Raw genomic sequence first — 16484 nt, forward strand, 5'->3', positions numbered from 1 at the left:
CAAATAGCCTGCTTTTCTAGATCAAGGGGACGAAAAAGCAGAGCAACCTCGAATGACGAAGTTGCCCTGTTGTGTTCTCATCTGCAAATCAGATAAGGAAGTGTTTTGAATGAGTGATTAAGTTATAGCTTGCTGAGTTTAAGCTAGACCTTGTAGATCTTAGCCGGAAGCGCTTGCCTTGCTGCAGCCCCCACAACCCAATCCAACATGACGCCTTTGCCTTCTCTCGTCGGGTCGATCAAGCCTATATCATTAATGTTAACACCATCGTTCGACTTCATCTTCACCGGTTGTTGTGTATTACCGATCCAGTGCGCACGCTCACCGAGTTCTTTATGACCAAAGCCGTGTTCAAAGCCTAATGTGCCCGGTTTGATGCCATCAATCACCATCGCCAGCGCATGTGTGGTTGAGCTCGGTGTTTCAATAGCAAACACGTCACCGGTTTTGATACCCACAGAAGAGGCGTCTTGCGGGTGGATGTAAACAGGGTTTACTCCTTTAATCGATTCCAAGCGTGGTGACAAATTAGAGACCGCACTGTGAATGTTGGATTTAAAGTTGGTTAGGGTGAACGGCCACTCTTTTGCTGGGAACTGCTCTGCTAGTGGCGTTCCGTCCGCGAGTTTTTGTGGATACCATGTAGGGCAACCCATGTATTGCTCGCCACTGATGGTGTTGCGAGAAGTACCGAGCTTTTCATTCCAGATAGCCAATGGTTTGGTCCATTTGTACTTCATGGTTTCATTGGTATACGCATTGGTTGCGTCTTCAAAACGGCCGCCACGCGCAAAGATATACGCTACTTTGAGCATCTCTTCAGGCTTGAGCGTTTTGTTCATCATAGGGACTAGGCGTTCTAGACCAGACCAAACGATATCTTCGGCGTCTACATTCGGCACGCCACCTTTTACGAACGCCAAGTTAGCAGCCGAGCGCAGGTAGAAGTCTTCAGCGCTATGAATACCGTGCCAGTTACCTTGGTTGTCTTTGATTACGTTATCGCCAAAGCCACCTAAGCCCAGAGTTTTCGCCACATCAATAAAGAAGTTCTCTAGGTTGATGGCGCGCCCGTCTTGAGTGCGTGAGGTTTTAGGCTCAACAATCGGCCAGCGAGCAGTGATCGCTTTGGTCGCGACGCCATGCCACGGGGTTGCCATGCCCCAGCTTTCGTAGGTCACCGTGTCTGGCACTAGGTAATCCGATAAGGCAGTCGTTTCATTGATGAAGGCATCGATAGAGACGATCAAGCCAAGCTGTTTTGGATCCTTAAGCTTTTCACCCAGCAAGTTGTTTAAACCCGGAACACCATAAAGTGGGTTCGCCATGTGGTTGATCCATGCCTTTGCGCGGTAAGGATAGCCATCAATAGCAGCTGATAAGTGCTCGGTTAACAGCGGCGCAGAGATTGGGTACCACGGAGCACGTGTTGGGTAGGGTGACTCGCCTGCGGCAACGCGACGTTTGTATTCGCTGGTCTTGTGATACGGGAATTTGCTGCGAGACAAGAACACACCTTGCGGCTTAGTCTTACCCTTGAACTTGGTAAAGTCGTAACGTGGACCTGCAACAGAAGTTGGGTAGCCACCTGCTTTCGCCATCGCCCCGCCTTTTGCATTGATGTTACCGATCAGCGCGTTCAGCATTAGGATAGAGAACGAGTTGTAGAAGCCGTTGGTGTGCATGTTGCCACCGTGAGTATCCACGACTGCTTTCGTCCCGTAGCTGGTGAAGCGTTTTGCCAACGCAATAATCTGGTCTTGTGGGATTTCACACTGCTCACTGTAGTAAGCAAGATCATATTTGAAGGCTTCTTCTTTCAATCTTTGTAGAGAAGATTTAACACGAACAGTCTGACCATTGATTTCTACGTCTTGATCGACGAACAGCGCCGCTTCATTCACCTGAATATGTGACGCCAATAGTGACGTTGTCACATCTAGTGCGATAAATCCGTCATCGTCAGACATCGGTTCGCCTGTTTCTAGCAAACCCATATCTGATGCGCGAAGCATACGCCCATTTTGTGGGTGCGATTCGTCACTGATCACAAGGTGAGATGCATTACACCAGTGTGTGGTGCCTGCTTTCTTCATCGCTTGCGCACTTGGGCGAGACAAGAAGTCGTGATTGTAGCGCTGGTTTTCGATGATCCACTGGATCATACCCAGAACTAATGCTGAATCGGTGCCCGGTTTGATCGGCAGCCAGTTATTGCGATCGCCCGCCGCAAGGCTTGACGATCCTGCCGGAAGGCTTGGTGTCACTATGGTGTAGCTCAGTTTTCCGTTGGTACGAGCCTCAGCCAATTGTCTTGCTTGACGCTTGAACGGGTTACCCGCTTGAGCCGGAGACATACCGATGAAAAGAATGAATTCTGCGTTGTTGAAGTCGGGCTTTAAGTGCGAGAACTTATCTAAGTCATTCATGATCGCGCCAGAACCTGCACGGAATGCGTAGCCACAGTAAGAGCCGTGATGACCAAAGTTACGAGTGCCGTAGCTGTTAAATGCAAAGCGCTTCAAGATGTCGTCACGGCCTTCATTACCGGCATTGGTCACAAGCAGTTGGTTGGCTTTTGGTCCGTATTCAGGGTTGTTTGGATCGAGTGGTGTTTCGATGTCACGAATCGATCGTAAGCCCTCAACTTCACCTTCACCGAATAAGTCACCACCCTCGGTGATCTCAGAGATAAGTTGTTCGTAGCTGATTGGTTCCCACTTGCCTCCACCACGCTTACCAACGCGTTTGAGCGGTTGAGTGATTCGGTATGGGCTGTTTTGAATCTCCAACATGCCGTTACCACGGGCACAGGCTGTCGAGCGGTTATTGATGCCTGACTCACCAGACAAGCCAATGTAGGCGTCTTTTACCGGTGTTTTGAACGGGATCTGCTGATCACTTGAAAGCGGGTGATATGGGTTACCTGAGATACGTAAAATCTCATCATTGCGATTATCGATACGTACACGCAAGCCACACAGTGTCCAGCAGCCAAAACACATTGAGGGTGCAACGCGTTGGTTTGGATTCGGCGAAATCTTACCTTGCTCATCGACACTGTATTCCGTCTCTAACGAATTACCGTGATGGATGTGATTGGTTTTCTTACCTGCGGTGCCATCGATAGCACCGTGAACCATGTGCTTTGTGGTTGTCGCATAACCTGCAGCAAAAGCTCCAACACCACCGGCAGCAAGGCCTGTTTTCAAAAATTGACGACGTTTGTTATCCATGATGATTCCTCAGACTACAAGCTATGTGAGCGGTTAAGTGGTGATGATGTGTTTTGGTTTGGCTTAGATGCTGTCTTTGTCGCAGAGCCAGTTGATCTTGACGATCCAGCAGACACGATTTCAGAGGCGAACAACGCAAGTGCTAGCCACAGGCCGCACATGCCAACGATGCCAAGTAACCCAGCACTACCCATTGGTAATTCATAAGGGAATGGACCCACATCAAAACGAGGAATGGTTTGAACTTCCATCATGGTGACCCAACGTACCGCCCATGCTGAAACTATGGTCGCAAGCGCAACACAGACAATTCCTAACTTGCTTTGCGATAGGCGTTGTAGTGGCAGCACTAAGATCATGCACAGCAAAATGCTGGTGGTCATGATGCCTAAATTGATGCCCCAAGCGTCGTTCTCATACAGGCTGAAGTGACCATGATTAGATGCCCAAATCGACGTAAGAATGATGGCAAGGCCACCGGTTAGGGTAATCGTTCTTTGTACCAGAGCGAGGTCTGTTGGTTTTAAGCTTGGCTTGGTGGATGGCAGTAGAGCCCAAATCAATAGGGTTAAACCCGTTGCAGCAAAGAACGCTGTCGTAAACCAAAGCAGCGGAGAAGCCGGTTGATGCCAAAGCGGTCGGCTCGCCAAAATCGCAATTTCTGCGCCTGTGTAAAGCGCGATGCTTAGGCCCGAAATAGCCGTCACAGCAGCGAGCGCAATCATCAGCTTTGACGATATTTGCCATTGACCTAGCGTCAGCCAAGCCAAACGTTTTAGAAGTGGGTTTTCACTTTCCTTAAGCTGTGCGATGTCGTCACGCAGGTAAACCCAAGCCGTCGTGACAGCCAGACCAGAGAATAGAGGTAGAAACAAAGAGCCTAATGACATCCATGACCAAGGCGAGATGTGGGCGTAGAAGTGCCAAGCTCGTCCCGGTTGGTGCAAATCACCGGTTAATGCTAATGGCCCAACAATCGCGCCGATGGCCATCACAAGCACAAGGGCAGAACGGAATTGGTGGCTGGTTGAGTTTTTGAATATCAGTGCAATCAAAAACAGAATAGCCGCCGCGTAAGCTGAACCAATGTAGAAGAAATATTGAACCGCCCACGGTAGCCAAGCGATCTCTTGAGCGGGAACTAACACCTCAGTGATATTCATGCTGTCTCTCCTTGTTTGCTTTGTGTCGCGATTGCCAATTCTTGTTGGCTAGAGGATGAGTTATCTATGGCGGCTGGATCATAAATCGCAGGTTGGCCTTCGATGTGGCTAACGAAACGCTCGTTCATGCCGATATAGAAAACATGGGGGTTGGTATTCTGCTCTGGCTTGAGCACCTTGATGTCGTCTTGGTTTTCATTAAGCAGACGGTTGATCTCGCTGTTTGGGTCTTTGAGGTCACCAATGACACGCGCACCACCAACACAGGTTTCTACACAGGCGGGCAGTAAGCCATCTTCAAGGCGGTGTGCGCAGAAGGTGCATTTGTCTGCGGTAAGGGTGTCGTTATTGATGAATCGAGCGTCGTAAGGGCAGGCTTGAACGCAGTAAGCACAGGCTACGCAGCGTTCGTTGTCGACCATGACAATACCGTCTTCGCGTTGGAAGGTCGCTTGAACTGGACAAACCTTGATGCAGGGAGCGTTGTCACAGTGATTACAGAGACGAGGTAACATGAAAGATTTCACGTCTTGTTGAGCAGTCGAACCATCATCAAGGGAGACTTCATACTGTTTTACGGTGGTTCTGAATTGGCCAATTGGTGCTTGGTTTTCAACGCTACAGCCAACAGTGCACGCCTGACAGCCAACGCACTTACGTAAATCAATCGCCATGGCGTAGCGTTTACCTATTTCGCCTTTGCGGTCAGGTTGGTTGTTATTGCGAATGGCTGTGCTTGCGACTGCGGTGTTGATTCCGGCAATGGGAATGAGCGCAGCACCAGCGGAAACCTTGCCGAATTGGCTGAGAAACCGTCTTTTCAATGAGTCCATGGAGGTACCTATAAATGGGTATTCGATCTGTTGGGCTCATTGTCAGATTTTGGGCGTACGCGGGGTATTGTGGATTTCCACATACCCAGATCAAAGTTGATCTAGAACAAATGTGGTTTTACCAATCTAGCTGTTATGCTTTGTTTTAGAGGCTTATTTAAGGCGCTCAAGCATGAGCTAAGCGCGAAACACGCCGCTGACATAAAATGAATTGAGAATAAATTGAATAAACAGTCCGTTTGGAGAAAGAGATTTCAGTGACAGTCAGAAACCTAATGACAATCGTTGGCCTTTGTTGGTTGAGCCTAACCGCAGGCGCGTGTTTAGCGGCTCAATCGGAGCAAGAGATTGCAACGACAAGCACTGTTGAGTCTGAGCAAATCATAGAAGTTGGCGTGTTGGCGACTCGAGGTAAGCTTTCCGCACAGCAGCGTTGGCAGCCGACAATGGATTGGTTGTCGGAGCGCATTCCCGGAAAACACTTTGTTCTCAAGCCTTTCAACTTGGAAGAGATGGCCGAAGCGGTAAAAGATGTGACTGTTGATTTTGTTATCACCAACCCCGGTCAGGCGGTTCGATTAGGACGCCAGTATGCGCTTTCTTGGATGGCAACCATGACCAGTCATAACTTTGAAGCTCAAGGCACCAGTAATACACGCAGTATTGGTTCCGCCTTGGTGGTGAGAAGAATGTCGCCTTATATCTCTCTCGAACAACTTAGCGGTAAGCCGATTGCGGCAGTCTCTGAAAATGCTTTTGGTGGTTACCTCACTATGCGTTACCAAGTGATGCAACAAGGGCTCAACCCCAATCACTTTTTCTCTAATACTCAGTTCTTAGGTTTCCCTATTGATGCCAGCTTGTATCAGCTGCGTGAAGGGCACATTGAAGCTGCGGTGGTGCCTGCGTGTTTGGTTGAGAGCATGATCAGCGAAGGTTTGCTGGTGGCGGGTCAATATCGTGTTATCGAGAATCAAGCACCAGAAGGGTTCCGATGTCAGGTGTCTACACCTTTGTACCCTAACTGGTCGTTTGCCAAAACAGAGAGAGCGTCTTCGGCACTGGCGAAACAAATGAGTCAGGTGTTATTTGCGATGCCAAAAAGCAGTGCGCCAGCCGTTGCAGCGAATGCATCGGGCTGGACGTCACCCACAAGCTTGCTGTCGATCGATAAGCTATACCAACAACTCGACATGCATCCACTGCAACAACCTTGGTGGAAAGAAGCGTTAATCTGGCTCAAGTACAATCAACAGTGGGCATGGGCGTTCTTTATTCTTGTCGTGTCGCTGAATGCTTACCACTTCTGGTTGGAATACAAATTCAGTCGCAGCAAAAAGCAACTAGAAGCGACGCTGTACAAGCTGAAAAGTAAGAGTGAACAGCTAGAGCACTCACAACGAATCGCGGTAGTTGGTGAACTGGGAAGTAGCTTGGCACACGAGATTAATCAGCCTTTGGCAGCTATTCGGAATTATAGCGAAGGTGGTTTACTGCGGATTTCGAAGAACAAACCGCTGACTGACATAGAGCCTGTATTTGAGAAGATACAGTCTCAAGTGGACCGTGCTGATGCGATTATCCAGCGCCTAAGAAACATGATCAAAAAACGCTCATCAGATAAATCTCAAACTGATATAGAGGTGCTTCTTACAGATACCATCGAGCTACTGCAATTTAGATTAGAGAAACACAAGATAACCATTGAACGTTATGTTGTGGGTAAACCTATCACGCTACATGTTGACCCTATCGGATTGCAGCAGGTAGTTGTAAATTTGATCAACAATGCGACTGATGCGTGTAATGCTCAGATGCATCGCGAACAAAGCGCTACGTCTGATATTGGTAACAAAAGCAACGAACCATCGACAATTAAAGTGATTACCGAGTATCAACCGGATAAAATGATACTGTCGATTATCGATAATGGCACCGGTTTAGATTTCACTGAGCAACTAGTCACTCAAGCCTTTGTGAGCAGCAAAGAAAACGGCTTGGGTTTAGGGCTGGCGATTTGCCAAGATGTGATTGAAGACCACAGTGGCCAAATGGCCATCAAATCATTAACTCCTCACGGCTGTCACGTCGCAGTGACGTTACCTTTTTCTCTTTCAAATGATTGATAAGGAATCTTGTTATGTCTGAACTTCATCAAACGTTGCCGGTCTATGTGGTTGATGACGATGAGTCGATGCGTGACTCGTTGGTGTTTCTATTAGAAGAGCATGATTTCACTGTGTCAGCTTTTGAAGATGGCCCCAGTTTTTTAGACTCAGTGGACTTGAGTGCGCCGGGGTGTGTGGTGTTAGACAGTCGAATGCCAGAGATGAGAGGGCAGCAAGTTCATGAGTTGATGGTGAAAGCGCAGAGCCCACTGTCGGTGATTTACCTGACGGGTCACGGTGATGTGCCAATGGCGGTTGAAGCCTTACAAGCCGGCGCGGTGAACTTCTTTCAAAAGCCAGTTAAAGGCTGTGAGTTAGCTGAGGCAATCAAACAAGGTTTGGACGCTTCTGAAAAGCATTTACACATGAATGTGTATCGCCAAGCGTATGCGTCGTTAACTGAGCGAGAAATCGATATTCTTAAGCAGATTATCGATGGCAAACGTAACCAGAAAATCGCTGATGAATTATGTATCGCGATGAGAACGGTAGAAGTACACCGAGCGAGTTTAATGAAGAAATTCTCAGCGAAGACAGTTGCCGAGTTGGCTTACATATACGGTCAACTGAACTAACTACAGCGACACGAAATTGCTGATAGGCATTCATCAATTTCGTTGTCGTTTTTTAAGATTATTTTGCTCAAAGGTGGTCTTCATTATCGAACTCTATTGAAGCAAGGTCACACCATTTATGGAGTGCATAAGGATAGGTCTAAGTAGACTTTTTATCGCTATGTATTCCTGAGATACTGAACTGAGTTCATTTTAGGGCGGAACGTTTTAATAACGGCGCTTTTCCCTGTAATTAGAAACATACCATTCACTATGGGTTGATCACTTTCCCGATATCGGGGCTAGTATCAGCCGAGTTAGGTTAAAATATTTTATGAGTACAATGGGAATCGCAATTGGTGCGACGGCTCTTTCGTTAATACTTGTCGCCGTGTGGCTGATCTCTTTATCGTTAAGAAAGCAGCGCTTGGAACAAGAACGTAAGGCTCGTGCTGTCGCTTATCGAAAAGCGATTGAAAAAGCGCGTATACAAGAGCAAAAAGAGCGTCACTTCAAAGCCGAAACCGGGCATGTTCCGTCGATTCTGTATTTGGCGAAGGAGGCGGAACGTAACAATATTAAGGAAGCTCTGTATTGGTACGACAAAGCGGCGCAACTCGATAATATCAATGGCATGTACGGCATTGTGCGCCTAAGCATGAAGCGCAAAGAAGACCTAATTTTAAGAGAGAAAGCCAACTTTTGGCAGCTTGCGATATCCGCATTGGACAATGACGTGTCTGCGAAATTTGAGATGGGCAAAGCGCTTGTCTTTGGTCGTGGAACTGATAAAAACATCCCTAAAGGTTACACCTATATCGAAGAATCTGCGGCTGGTGGTAATACTGAAGCAATGCTGTTTATCGGTGACTGGTGTCTAGATAAAGAAAACCCAGACTACTCTGCCGAAAGCTCTGTCGAGTGGTACCAAAAGGCCGCGGAAAAGAATAGCTTAGACGGCAAGATCAAACTTGGTATGAGTTATTTGAACGGTGTGGGTGTTGAGCCTAACCATGGCGAGGCTGTTTACTGGTTTGAGACGGCCGCAGAAAAGAACAGTGCAGAAGCCATGTTTAGAGCAGGTGAAGCTTGGATTGACCATGGTGAACACGGCAATGCCATTGCTTATATCTGGCTATTTTTATCGGCTCATTTTGGTTACTCAGAAGCCAAGCATTTGAGGGATAAAGTCGGCGGGGAACTTGGTGTGGATGCTGTCGTGGGCTTACAAGCTCTGACTAAACCGATAATGACTAAGTTGACCCAAGAAGCAATCACTAAGCACTCAATCATTAAGGCGCTCAACAAGCTCTACAAACGCAATGTCCCTGTCCCTAAGAAGGTTAAAGAAGCGTCCGATGAAGAAGGTGAGGAGTTAAATGTCGATGGTAGTCATTTAGAGACCAAAGCGTCGAGTGAGCAAGGTTCTAACGTCGATTACAGCCAGCAGGCGACGCCAAACCATGATAGCGGTGCTGCGAATCAAGGGTCACCCAGCGATCAAGCAACGCATAACAAAGAAGCAAGTCCTAACTCTCTAGACTTCAGTCAGGCAGCCGTGGATCCAAGCTGGAAAAGCAACCACTAAAACGTGTTGGTTAGCTTTGATGAGTTAGACAAGAATGACTAAAGCTGTGAAGCTATAAATCTATATAGCTTCTAGCCGTAATCTAGAAAACCAAGACAACAAAAAAGGGAAGCGAATGCTTCCCTTTTTATTTGTGTGCTATTTGCTTTTAGAGCTTAGAGCTTAGAGCTTAGAGCTAAAGCCTAATACCAAGAGCTGTTAAGCTTTGTTTTGCTCAGCTTTACATACAGCCGCAGTGAACACGACGTCAGTTGAGCTGTTAAGCGCTGTTTCAGCAGAATCTTGAATCACACCAATGATGAAACCAACCGCTACAACCTGCATCGCTACATCGTTTGAGATACCGAATAGGCCACAAGCTAGAGGAATCAGTAGCAGTGAACCACCGGCAACGCCTGATGCGCCACATGCTGAAATTGCAGCAACAAGGCTTAATAGAATCGCAGTGAAGATATCAATCTCAATACCCATTGTGTGTACAGCTGCAAGCGTTAACACAGTGATGGTGATTGCAGCACCCGCCATGTTGATGGTTGCGCCTAGAGGGATTGATACAGAGTAAGTATCTTCATCTAGCTCTAGCTTCTTACAAAGGTTCATGTTCACTGGGATGTTTGCAGCGCTTGAACGAGTGAAGAATGCCGTTACACCAGACTCACGAATACATTGCAGTACAAGTGGGTATGGGTTCTGTTTTGTCTTTACAAAGACAAGCAGTGGGTTAACGACAAGAGCAATGATCAGCATTGAGCTTAGTAGAACCGCTAGCAGTTGACCGTAGCTTGCTAGTGCATCGAAGCCCGTTGTTGCGAATGTAGTCGAAACAAGGCCGAAGATACCGAATGGCGCAAGACGAATAATGAAGCGAACAATGTGTGAAACACTGTGGCTAAGGTCTTCGAAAACCGCTTTGGTTGTTGCAGATGCGTGGTGCAGTGCAAGACCAAGACCGATAGCCCAAGCAAGAATACCGATGTAGTTCGCATTCATTAGTGCGCTAACTGGGTTATCTACAAGCTTGAATAGAAGCGTATGAAGAACTTCTGCAATACCTTGAGGAGGGTTAGCACCTTCAGCGCCAGCAACCAGTGTCAAAGTGGTTGGGAACATGAAGCTCAGTACTACAGCAGTCAGTGCAGCTGAGAACGTACCAATCAGGTAAAGCACAATGATTGGACGCATATGAGTATGCTGACCTTTCTTTTGGTTTGCGATAGAAGCTGCAACAAGAATGAATACTAAAATTGGGGCAACAGCTTTCAGAGCACCAACAAACAGACTACCTAATAGGCCTGCATCTTGAGCTGCTGAAGGAGAAACCATGGCGAGAACGACACCGAAAACAATACCAGCAAGGATCTGTAGAACGAGATTTCCACGAGCGATGCGGGCGAGCATGTTGTTATTTTGCATAAAATACCTGCAATTGTTAATTTATTATAGTGATGTATTTTTTATAAAGTTGTACCAAATCCAACTATACACTAGTGGAATGGGCGGTCATATTAGCGGGATCTAAGAGGGTGTCTAGGAATAGTTTACTTTTAGGGTGATTGTTTGCGCTACGTGGTGTTTTTAGAGCTAAATGTTAAATTTTTGTACTCTTGTTGAGATATAAATCTGCATGATAATACTCATTCGGGTCAATGTTCTGGTTTTGGTGCCGTCAGAGTCGATTAGCAAGATCATTGTGTGCAGAAATGATCTCATCGAATTCCTATTGATATAAAGAAGACCTGTTAATACAAAGAAGCCCCGCTGATACAGTAAAGCCCCAGGCCAATGCGTTAAAGAGCTCATGAATTAATGAGCTAATACGCGATAGGGACATGGGGCTTATTTACGTGTTGTAAACCTAATCCAATAATCGGCTATTTAGGCGATTTTTTGATATTACGGCTCTCTGACTGCACGGTTTTGTACATTTTAGAAAGCTGTTTACTGCTCGCTCTCTGCTCTGCCAATGAGGCTCCATTTCTTGCTTGCTCTCTGAGTAGCTTCTCATAGTTAGAGAATCGTCTTTCAGAAAGCTCACCGCTTTCAATGGCCTTGCGTATTGTGCATCCTGGTTCTGACTCATGGCTGCAATCAGAAAAGCGACAATGCATCGCTAACTCTTCCACATCAGAAAAGGTTTCACTTACTCCTTCAGCACAATCGGCGAGTTGTAACTCTCGCATACCAGGAGTATCGAGCAATAAACCACCCGATGTTAGCAAGTGGAGCGATCGTGACGTGGTTGTATGACGGCCTTTGCTATCGTGGCGCCTAATTAAATCTAAGTTTTGTTATAAAGTGTTACATTTAGCTCTAACATTGGCTTTGTGCTATGTAACACTTTTATGATGCGGTAGATGAACCTTAGATGGTTTCCAGCCAGAAGAACTAGTTAGTTGTTACTCTCGATGGCCAAAGCTGTCATACAGTGTGATTTACCGAATCCTTCTAAGTTTTTTAACCAGATTCTTTCCTCACCTTCGTTTTGTAAAGCTAGGTACAGTCTAGTAGCATAGTCCTTATAAGCTATTGTTTTATCATCAATAGACGAGCAATAATCGTTCCAAATATGAGCTATTGCGTGTACTGCAGAAGGAGTATTATATCTCCAACAATAGGAAATACATAAATCTAATAAACATATCGACTCGCTGAAATGTTTGTATTCTGTATCCAAAAATAATGGAAAATTTAAAAATCTCTTAAACAAATCTACAGCGTATTCCCAACGGTCCTTAATTAACTCTTCATTAGAAAATATTATCCTAGCTCTATAGTCAAATGGTAAGTATTTATCGTCAACGATTTCAAGAGCTAATTTATTTAGCTTGTTATTAGCAATTAGGTTTGCTGTTATTGTTTTTAGATCTCGATAAAGTTCATTTTCAATAAAATCATCTGTATCATAAATTATCTTTAACAGTAGACTTACTTTTCTGATGATTATAGGTAGAATTGGTGAGATTTCACTAATCTTACTTAGTGGAGTGTTGGTGAAAACTAATATAGATAATAGATTAATAGCTGCGAGTCTGGTAGTTGCGCTATGCCATAACATCGGATTTCTTACATTAATAAAGGGTCTTGTTATATATTCTTCAAGTACTTTATCTGTAGCTTGAACGGTCTTCCCTAAGAACTTTCCTAATATTTGGTTCTTGTCGTTAGCTAATAAAACAAAACAATGAGAAATATTGTGAAATTTTTCCGAATCGACTAGTGATGAATATGTGAAGTTTTGGTCGCATATTTTTTGTACAGTGTCATGTTTAGGGTTGATGCCAATCCAATTTTCAGCCTTTTTAATTATATGGGTACGAATTTTTATTTTGTCTTCAAGCGAAGGAACAAGAGCAGATAAGTCTAAAAGAAGCTTATCGTCTGTAATTAGAAAGAGAATGTTCGTAAGTTTTTCATCTTGAAGTCCTAAGTTGGGCCAAATATTTACTAGTTGTTTTATAAATAAATTTAATTTGTCTTTTGTTTCTTGAATTTCAATTTCATAGCCTTTCTTGTCTTTAATTCTCGATATAATTAAATATTCTGAGTTAACTAAAGAAGGATTTCTTTCGTTTTGTAGGATTTCTTGATTTAGAGTATCGATTTGGTTGCTTAACTGTTTGATTTTATTTGATACTTCTTGAAGCTTGCTCGCTGAAATCCAGATCACATCATGAATGCTCAAGTTGTTCTTCAATAATATATTTTGGATTTCTGAAATAGAAGTATTGTTATCAATTACATCATCATTAATAAAGGCTACGATTGTTAAGAGTTTTAAATGTAGACAGTTTCCTCTCATTAATGGAAGCGACCTCTTCCTATCTTTAAAAATAATCGAATTAATTAATGGCCTACATAATTCACCGACATATTCTTTATGTTTTTTTTGCTCAACAAAACAGGAGTAATCCTGAGGAGCAAGTGCTGCACATAAGCGAACTACAAAATAGATTCCGTAATCATGGTTACCATATTGTGAATCATATCTTATACTATGAGCTGAATCTTTAAACCCTTGCCAATTGAATTTCTTTAAAGCAATGGCTCTTGAATAAGACTTCTCTTCTATAGAGCGTTCTCTAGCTATAAATTGCTCTCTATTAATTAACTCATTTAGAACTTTTATAAGTGTTTTTCTATAAAAATATCCCGACAGTCTAATACTAACAACCTTTTCGAAATCACTGTTTGACCTAGCTGACATCTCTCCTAGTCCACGCAGGCAAGATGAAAGTTTATCGATATTTTCAGGAGGGGGAAGCTTCATTCTTTTCTTATTTATGTACCTAAATATATTCCTCCCGTTGGCATTCCAGTTAATACTGGAGTTAATATTTATCAATCCTCTTCTAACTGACTCCTTAACAATATATTTATCACTACAATGTTCATCACGATTTAGCAACCATGCAAGCGTAACAATCACATCGGGGTCGTTATAAATACCTCTATATAAGCTACTCATTTTATTTCTGGCCATTGATATGTGATTTTTGGATTACCAACTCGACTGTTATCTACCCCAATACACAGCCCTTCAATATACTCTTGTATTTGGGATGCTGTTGATGGCTCTATTTTTGTTATACAAAATGGCCAATTCCCAGCCATTTTATTAATACTATTTGATAGCATATATACTAATGGTGATGGATCGTCAGAATAGGTTATCAAATATCTATCATGAAAAGCTTGATTAGTGCTACTCCAATTGATATTTATAACTTTCACTTGGCAATTGATGATTTCTTTGGTTTTAAGTATTGATTTTTTTAGTTCATCTACGGGGTTTACATCACTACGAAGCACATTGCCGGAATCTGGGTCAATATTTCCAAGGCTGGTTACTATAATAAGTTCCAATGTTGACTCTTCTATTCTTGTTACAAACCTTTCGAATGCGTCAGCACCAAAAAATGGGTCTACAATGATCGCTTTTTTGGCTGCTCCATTATCTATTAGTCGTTGAAAGTGTTTAATTACGTTCACTTCATTACGAATCGACTTGCCAAACCACACGTCATGCCCCGATTTAGGAAACAAAATAGGTTGCAGGTTAACCATTGTTTCATCGAAGTCTCGGTATTTTGAGGCAGACCTAGAATCGATTGAAAGAGGTTTAGTGTTAGTTTTTCTAACAATGGAAGCCTTATTAGCTAATTCCTTTCCCACTTTTTGGGCTTTTAGGGATAGTTTATCCTCTATACTAACTTGTCTTGATACTATTCCCATATTCATCGCAACTTGGGCTATAAAGTACTGATGGTCTTGGTCAATGAGCTTACCCGATGAATCAAATAACCAGTATTCAAATTCATAACAATCTTCAGGAATGTCTGTGGTTTTGGTAACCTCCACCCCCTCTTTTAGCTCAATAAGCTTTTGAAAAATAGTATCTTTTGATTCTCTACATATTACATGTAGCATTTGATTCTCATTGACAAGAGGTTCTTTTCTAGCAACTCTAATACAGTTAGTTCCTCCACCTTTACCTTGATTCAGTAGCTGAATCGAGATGTTAGATTGAACGTTATCCGAAAGGTTGTGCACCTCAAAATTACCAAATTTTCTCGAGTAATCTCCATCGAATGGTAAGTTTAATTCTCTTTTAAGAAAATTGAGGACACTTGCAAGTTCATCTAAGTAGTCAACCCATACTTCTAAACTTGGTGTTGTATAATAAGATCTTATCGGAACAGCTCGTTGTCCAAAAGAGCTACCAATAAGGTCTCTATAAGATGTGATTTCAAAACTTTTACTTAATGTAGGTCTTAAAGTGGATAAATCTAACTGACTATCAGAAGATACTTTTGATATTAAACAATCAACTTGGCTAGTGGTAAGGAGCGTTGAGAAAAAAACAACTTTCCCGACTTTGGTACTGAGTTCTCCTTCATCTAGATCTGTGTTTTGTTTATAGTTGGCATAGTTTGGTACTAATGCAGCATACAATAATATGTCTTTTTCAGGAGCTTCTAAGTAGGACGCCCAAAACCACCATGTACTCATCTTAGTCATCTAAAGTCTCAACCCATCCAAAAATGATAATAGTGCCGCAATAGTACAATATTAAGCAATATGTTGCACTTTAATGATGCTCAACAGTGCCATCGGAATAGCTTAATCATTTCTGGCTACAATACGAGACAGCGCTATCTCTTGCTCTGTTATATTCTTTTAAATTCACCGTTCTGCTAGCAACACTCTTTATCTTGCTATCTTTCCAAACTGTGTATTTTAGAGATATAGATCCCCAATTTTCTACGGCTTCAACAAATCGTAGGTTACTAATCGTGGCAAACAAGTCTGTTCCAATTTCACTTGGGGATACATACAACTTTCGTATTTCACTACCACTTGAATATTCAACATATGTATGTATATTCTGCCCATATTCTGTCATTTTTAATTTCAAAAACTCAGCTTGAAAACCATCTGGGCGATACGAGCAGGTAAACCAAATCCGTTGCTCATTATCAATATCAAAGCCTATTGATGTAGCAGAAAAAGGTGAGTTTTTCTTGTGTTCGTGCTTCAAAACAGACCAATAACCGAAATCCTGTCTTTCAGATGCATGTACATTTATGGTTAGAGCTGCAACAAAGGTTAAAATTAATGATCTCACTTTCTTCACCTTAATATGATTCTTCGATAATTCAACCAAGATCAATTAATCTCAACACTAGGTCAAATAGTTTCTATTGAAATTTTTAGTTCTCACAGGTCAAAATAGAATTTATAATTTTTCAAATAAAAAAAGTAGTCATTCTGAATAAACCAAGTTTGGAGAGGTCCAAACTTGGTTGTTTAGCGTAAATAGTTATAAGCAAGACAGTATCCCTATCTGGCAGGGTAGATGTCACTGTTAAAATTTAACCAGTTTGGGCGATAAAGAGTAATTGTGTCTCGTATCTCAGTAGAAAGAAAAGAAGCTATATTGAA

Annotated in this window: 11 protein-coding genes; 3 read left to right on the forward strand and 8 right to left on the reverse strand. The window is 43.3% G+C overall.

Features of this window, described 5'->3' with window-relative positions:
* Nucleotides 1–143: 143 nt before the first annotated feature.
* The 3 genes from F0229_RS11925 to dsrO are packed head-to-tail and all read right to left on the reverse strand — an operon-like array spanning nucleotide 144 to nucleotide 5232.
* Nucleotides 144–3236, reverse strand: coding sequence for a tetrathionate reductase subunit A (locus tag F0229_RS11925; RefSeq protein ID WP_171732935.1), 3093 nt, complete (start codon nucleotides 3234–3236; stop codon nucleotides 144–146).
* A 14-nt stretch (nucleotides 3237–3250) separates the two neighbouring features.
* Nucleotides 3251–4399: an NrfD/PsrC family molybdoenzyme membrane anchor subunit gene (gene nrfD / locus F0229_RS11930; protein ID WP_171732936.1), complete on the reverse strand. Its 1149-nt coding sequence runs from the start codon at nucleotides 4397–4399 to the stop codon at nucleotides 3251–3253.
* Nucleotides 4396–5232: a sulfate reduction electron transfer complex DsrMKJOP subunit DsrO gene (gene dsrO, locus F0229_RS11935; protein ID WP_017058841.1), complete on the reverse strand. Its 837-nt coding sequence runs from the start codon at nucleotides 5230–5232 to the stop codon at nucleotides 4396–4398. Before dsrO ends, nrfD begins: the two co-directional genes overlap by 4 nt.
* Before the next feature lie 257 nt (nucleotides 5233–5489).
* Here dsrO and F0229_RS11940 point away from each other — a divergent pair, with 257 nt between their 5' ends.
* From F0229_RS11940 to F0229_RS11950, 3 genes are all read left to right on the forward strand, one after another.
* Entirely contained in the window at nucleotides 5490–7358 is a 1869-nt protein-coding gene (locus F0229_RS11940) for a sensor histidine kinase (protein ID WP_029222568.1), read from the forward strand.
* 14 nt (nucleotides 7359–7372) lie between these two features.
* The gene (locus F0229_RS11945) at nucleotides 7373–7975 is read left to right on the forward strand and encodes a response regulator transcription factor (RefSeq protein WP_171732937.1); all 603 of its coding nucleotides are present in this window, start codon (nucleotides 7373–7375) and stop codon (nucleotides 7973–7975) included.
* 322 nt (nucleotides 7976–8297) lie between these two features.
* The gene (locus tag F0229_RS11950; RefSeq protein ID WP_017058838.1) at nucleotides 8298–9542 is read left to right on the forward strand and encodes a tetratricopeptide repeat protein; all 1245 of its coding nucleotides are present in this window, start codon (nucleotides 8298–8300) and stop codon (nucleotides 9540–9542) included.
* A 198-nt stretch (nucleotides 9543–9740) separates the two neighbouring features.
* Here F0229_RS11950 and sstT read toward each other — a convergent pair whose 3' ends face one another.
* From sstT to F0229_RS11975, 5 genes are all read right to left on the reverse strand, one after another.
* Nucleotides 9741–10955, reverse strand: coding sequence for a serine/threonine transporter SstT (gene sstT / locus F0229_RS11955; protein ID WP_017078589.1), 1215 nt, complete (start codon nucleotides 10953–10955; stop codon nucleotides 9741–9743).
* Between the two features lie 458 nt (nucleotides 10956–11413).
* Complete coding sequence (rsgA, locus tag F0229_RS11960) at nucleotides 11414–11815, reverse strand: GTPase RsgA (RefSeq protein ID WP_367613541.1); 402 nt, start codon at nucleotides 11813–11815, stop codon at nucleotides 11414–11416.
* A gap of 116 nt (nucleotides 11816–11931) precedes the next feature.
* Nucleotides 11932–14007, reverse strand: a complete 2076-nt coding sequence (locus F0229_RS11965; protein ID WP_032545601.1) for a hypothetical protein — start codon at nucleotides 14005–14007, stop codon at nucleotides 11932–11934.
* A complete protein-coding gene (locus F0229_RS11970; RefSeq protein ID WP_108117685.1) occupies nucleotides 14004–15560 on the reverse strand; it encodes a VPA1262 family N-terminal domain-containing protein in 1557 nt (518 codons plus the stop codon). Before F0229_RS11970 ends, F0229_RS11965 begins: the two co-directional genes overlap by 4 nt.
* Before the next feature lie 106 nt (nucleotides 15561–15666).
* Nucleotides 15667–16167, reverse strand: coding sequence for a hypothetical protein (locus tag F0229_RS11975; protein ID WP_017061859.1), 501 nt, complete (start codon nucleotides 16165–16167; stop codon nucleotides 15667–15669).
* Nucleotides 16168–16484: the final 317 nt, after the last annotated feature.

The sequence above is a fragment of the Vibrio sp. AIC-3 genome, assembly GCF_013114515.1.
In the GTDB taxonomy this organism is placed as follows: domain Bacteria; phylum Pseudomonadota; class Gammaproteobacteria; order Enterobacterales; family Vibrionaceae; genus Vibrio; species Vibrio crassostreae_C.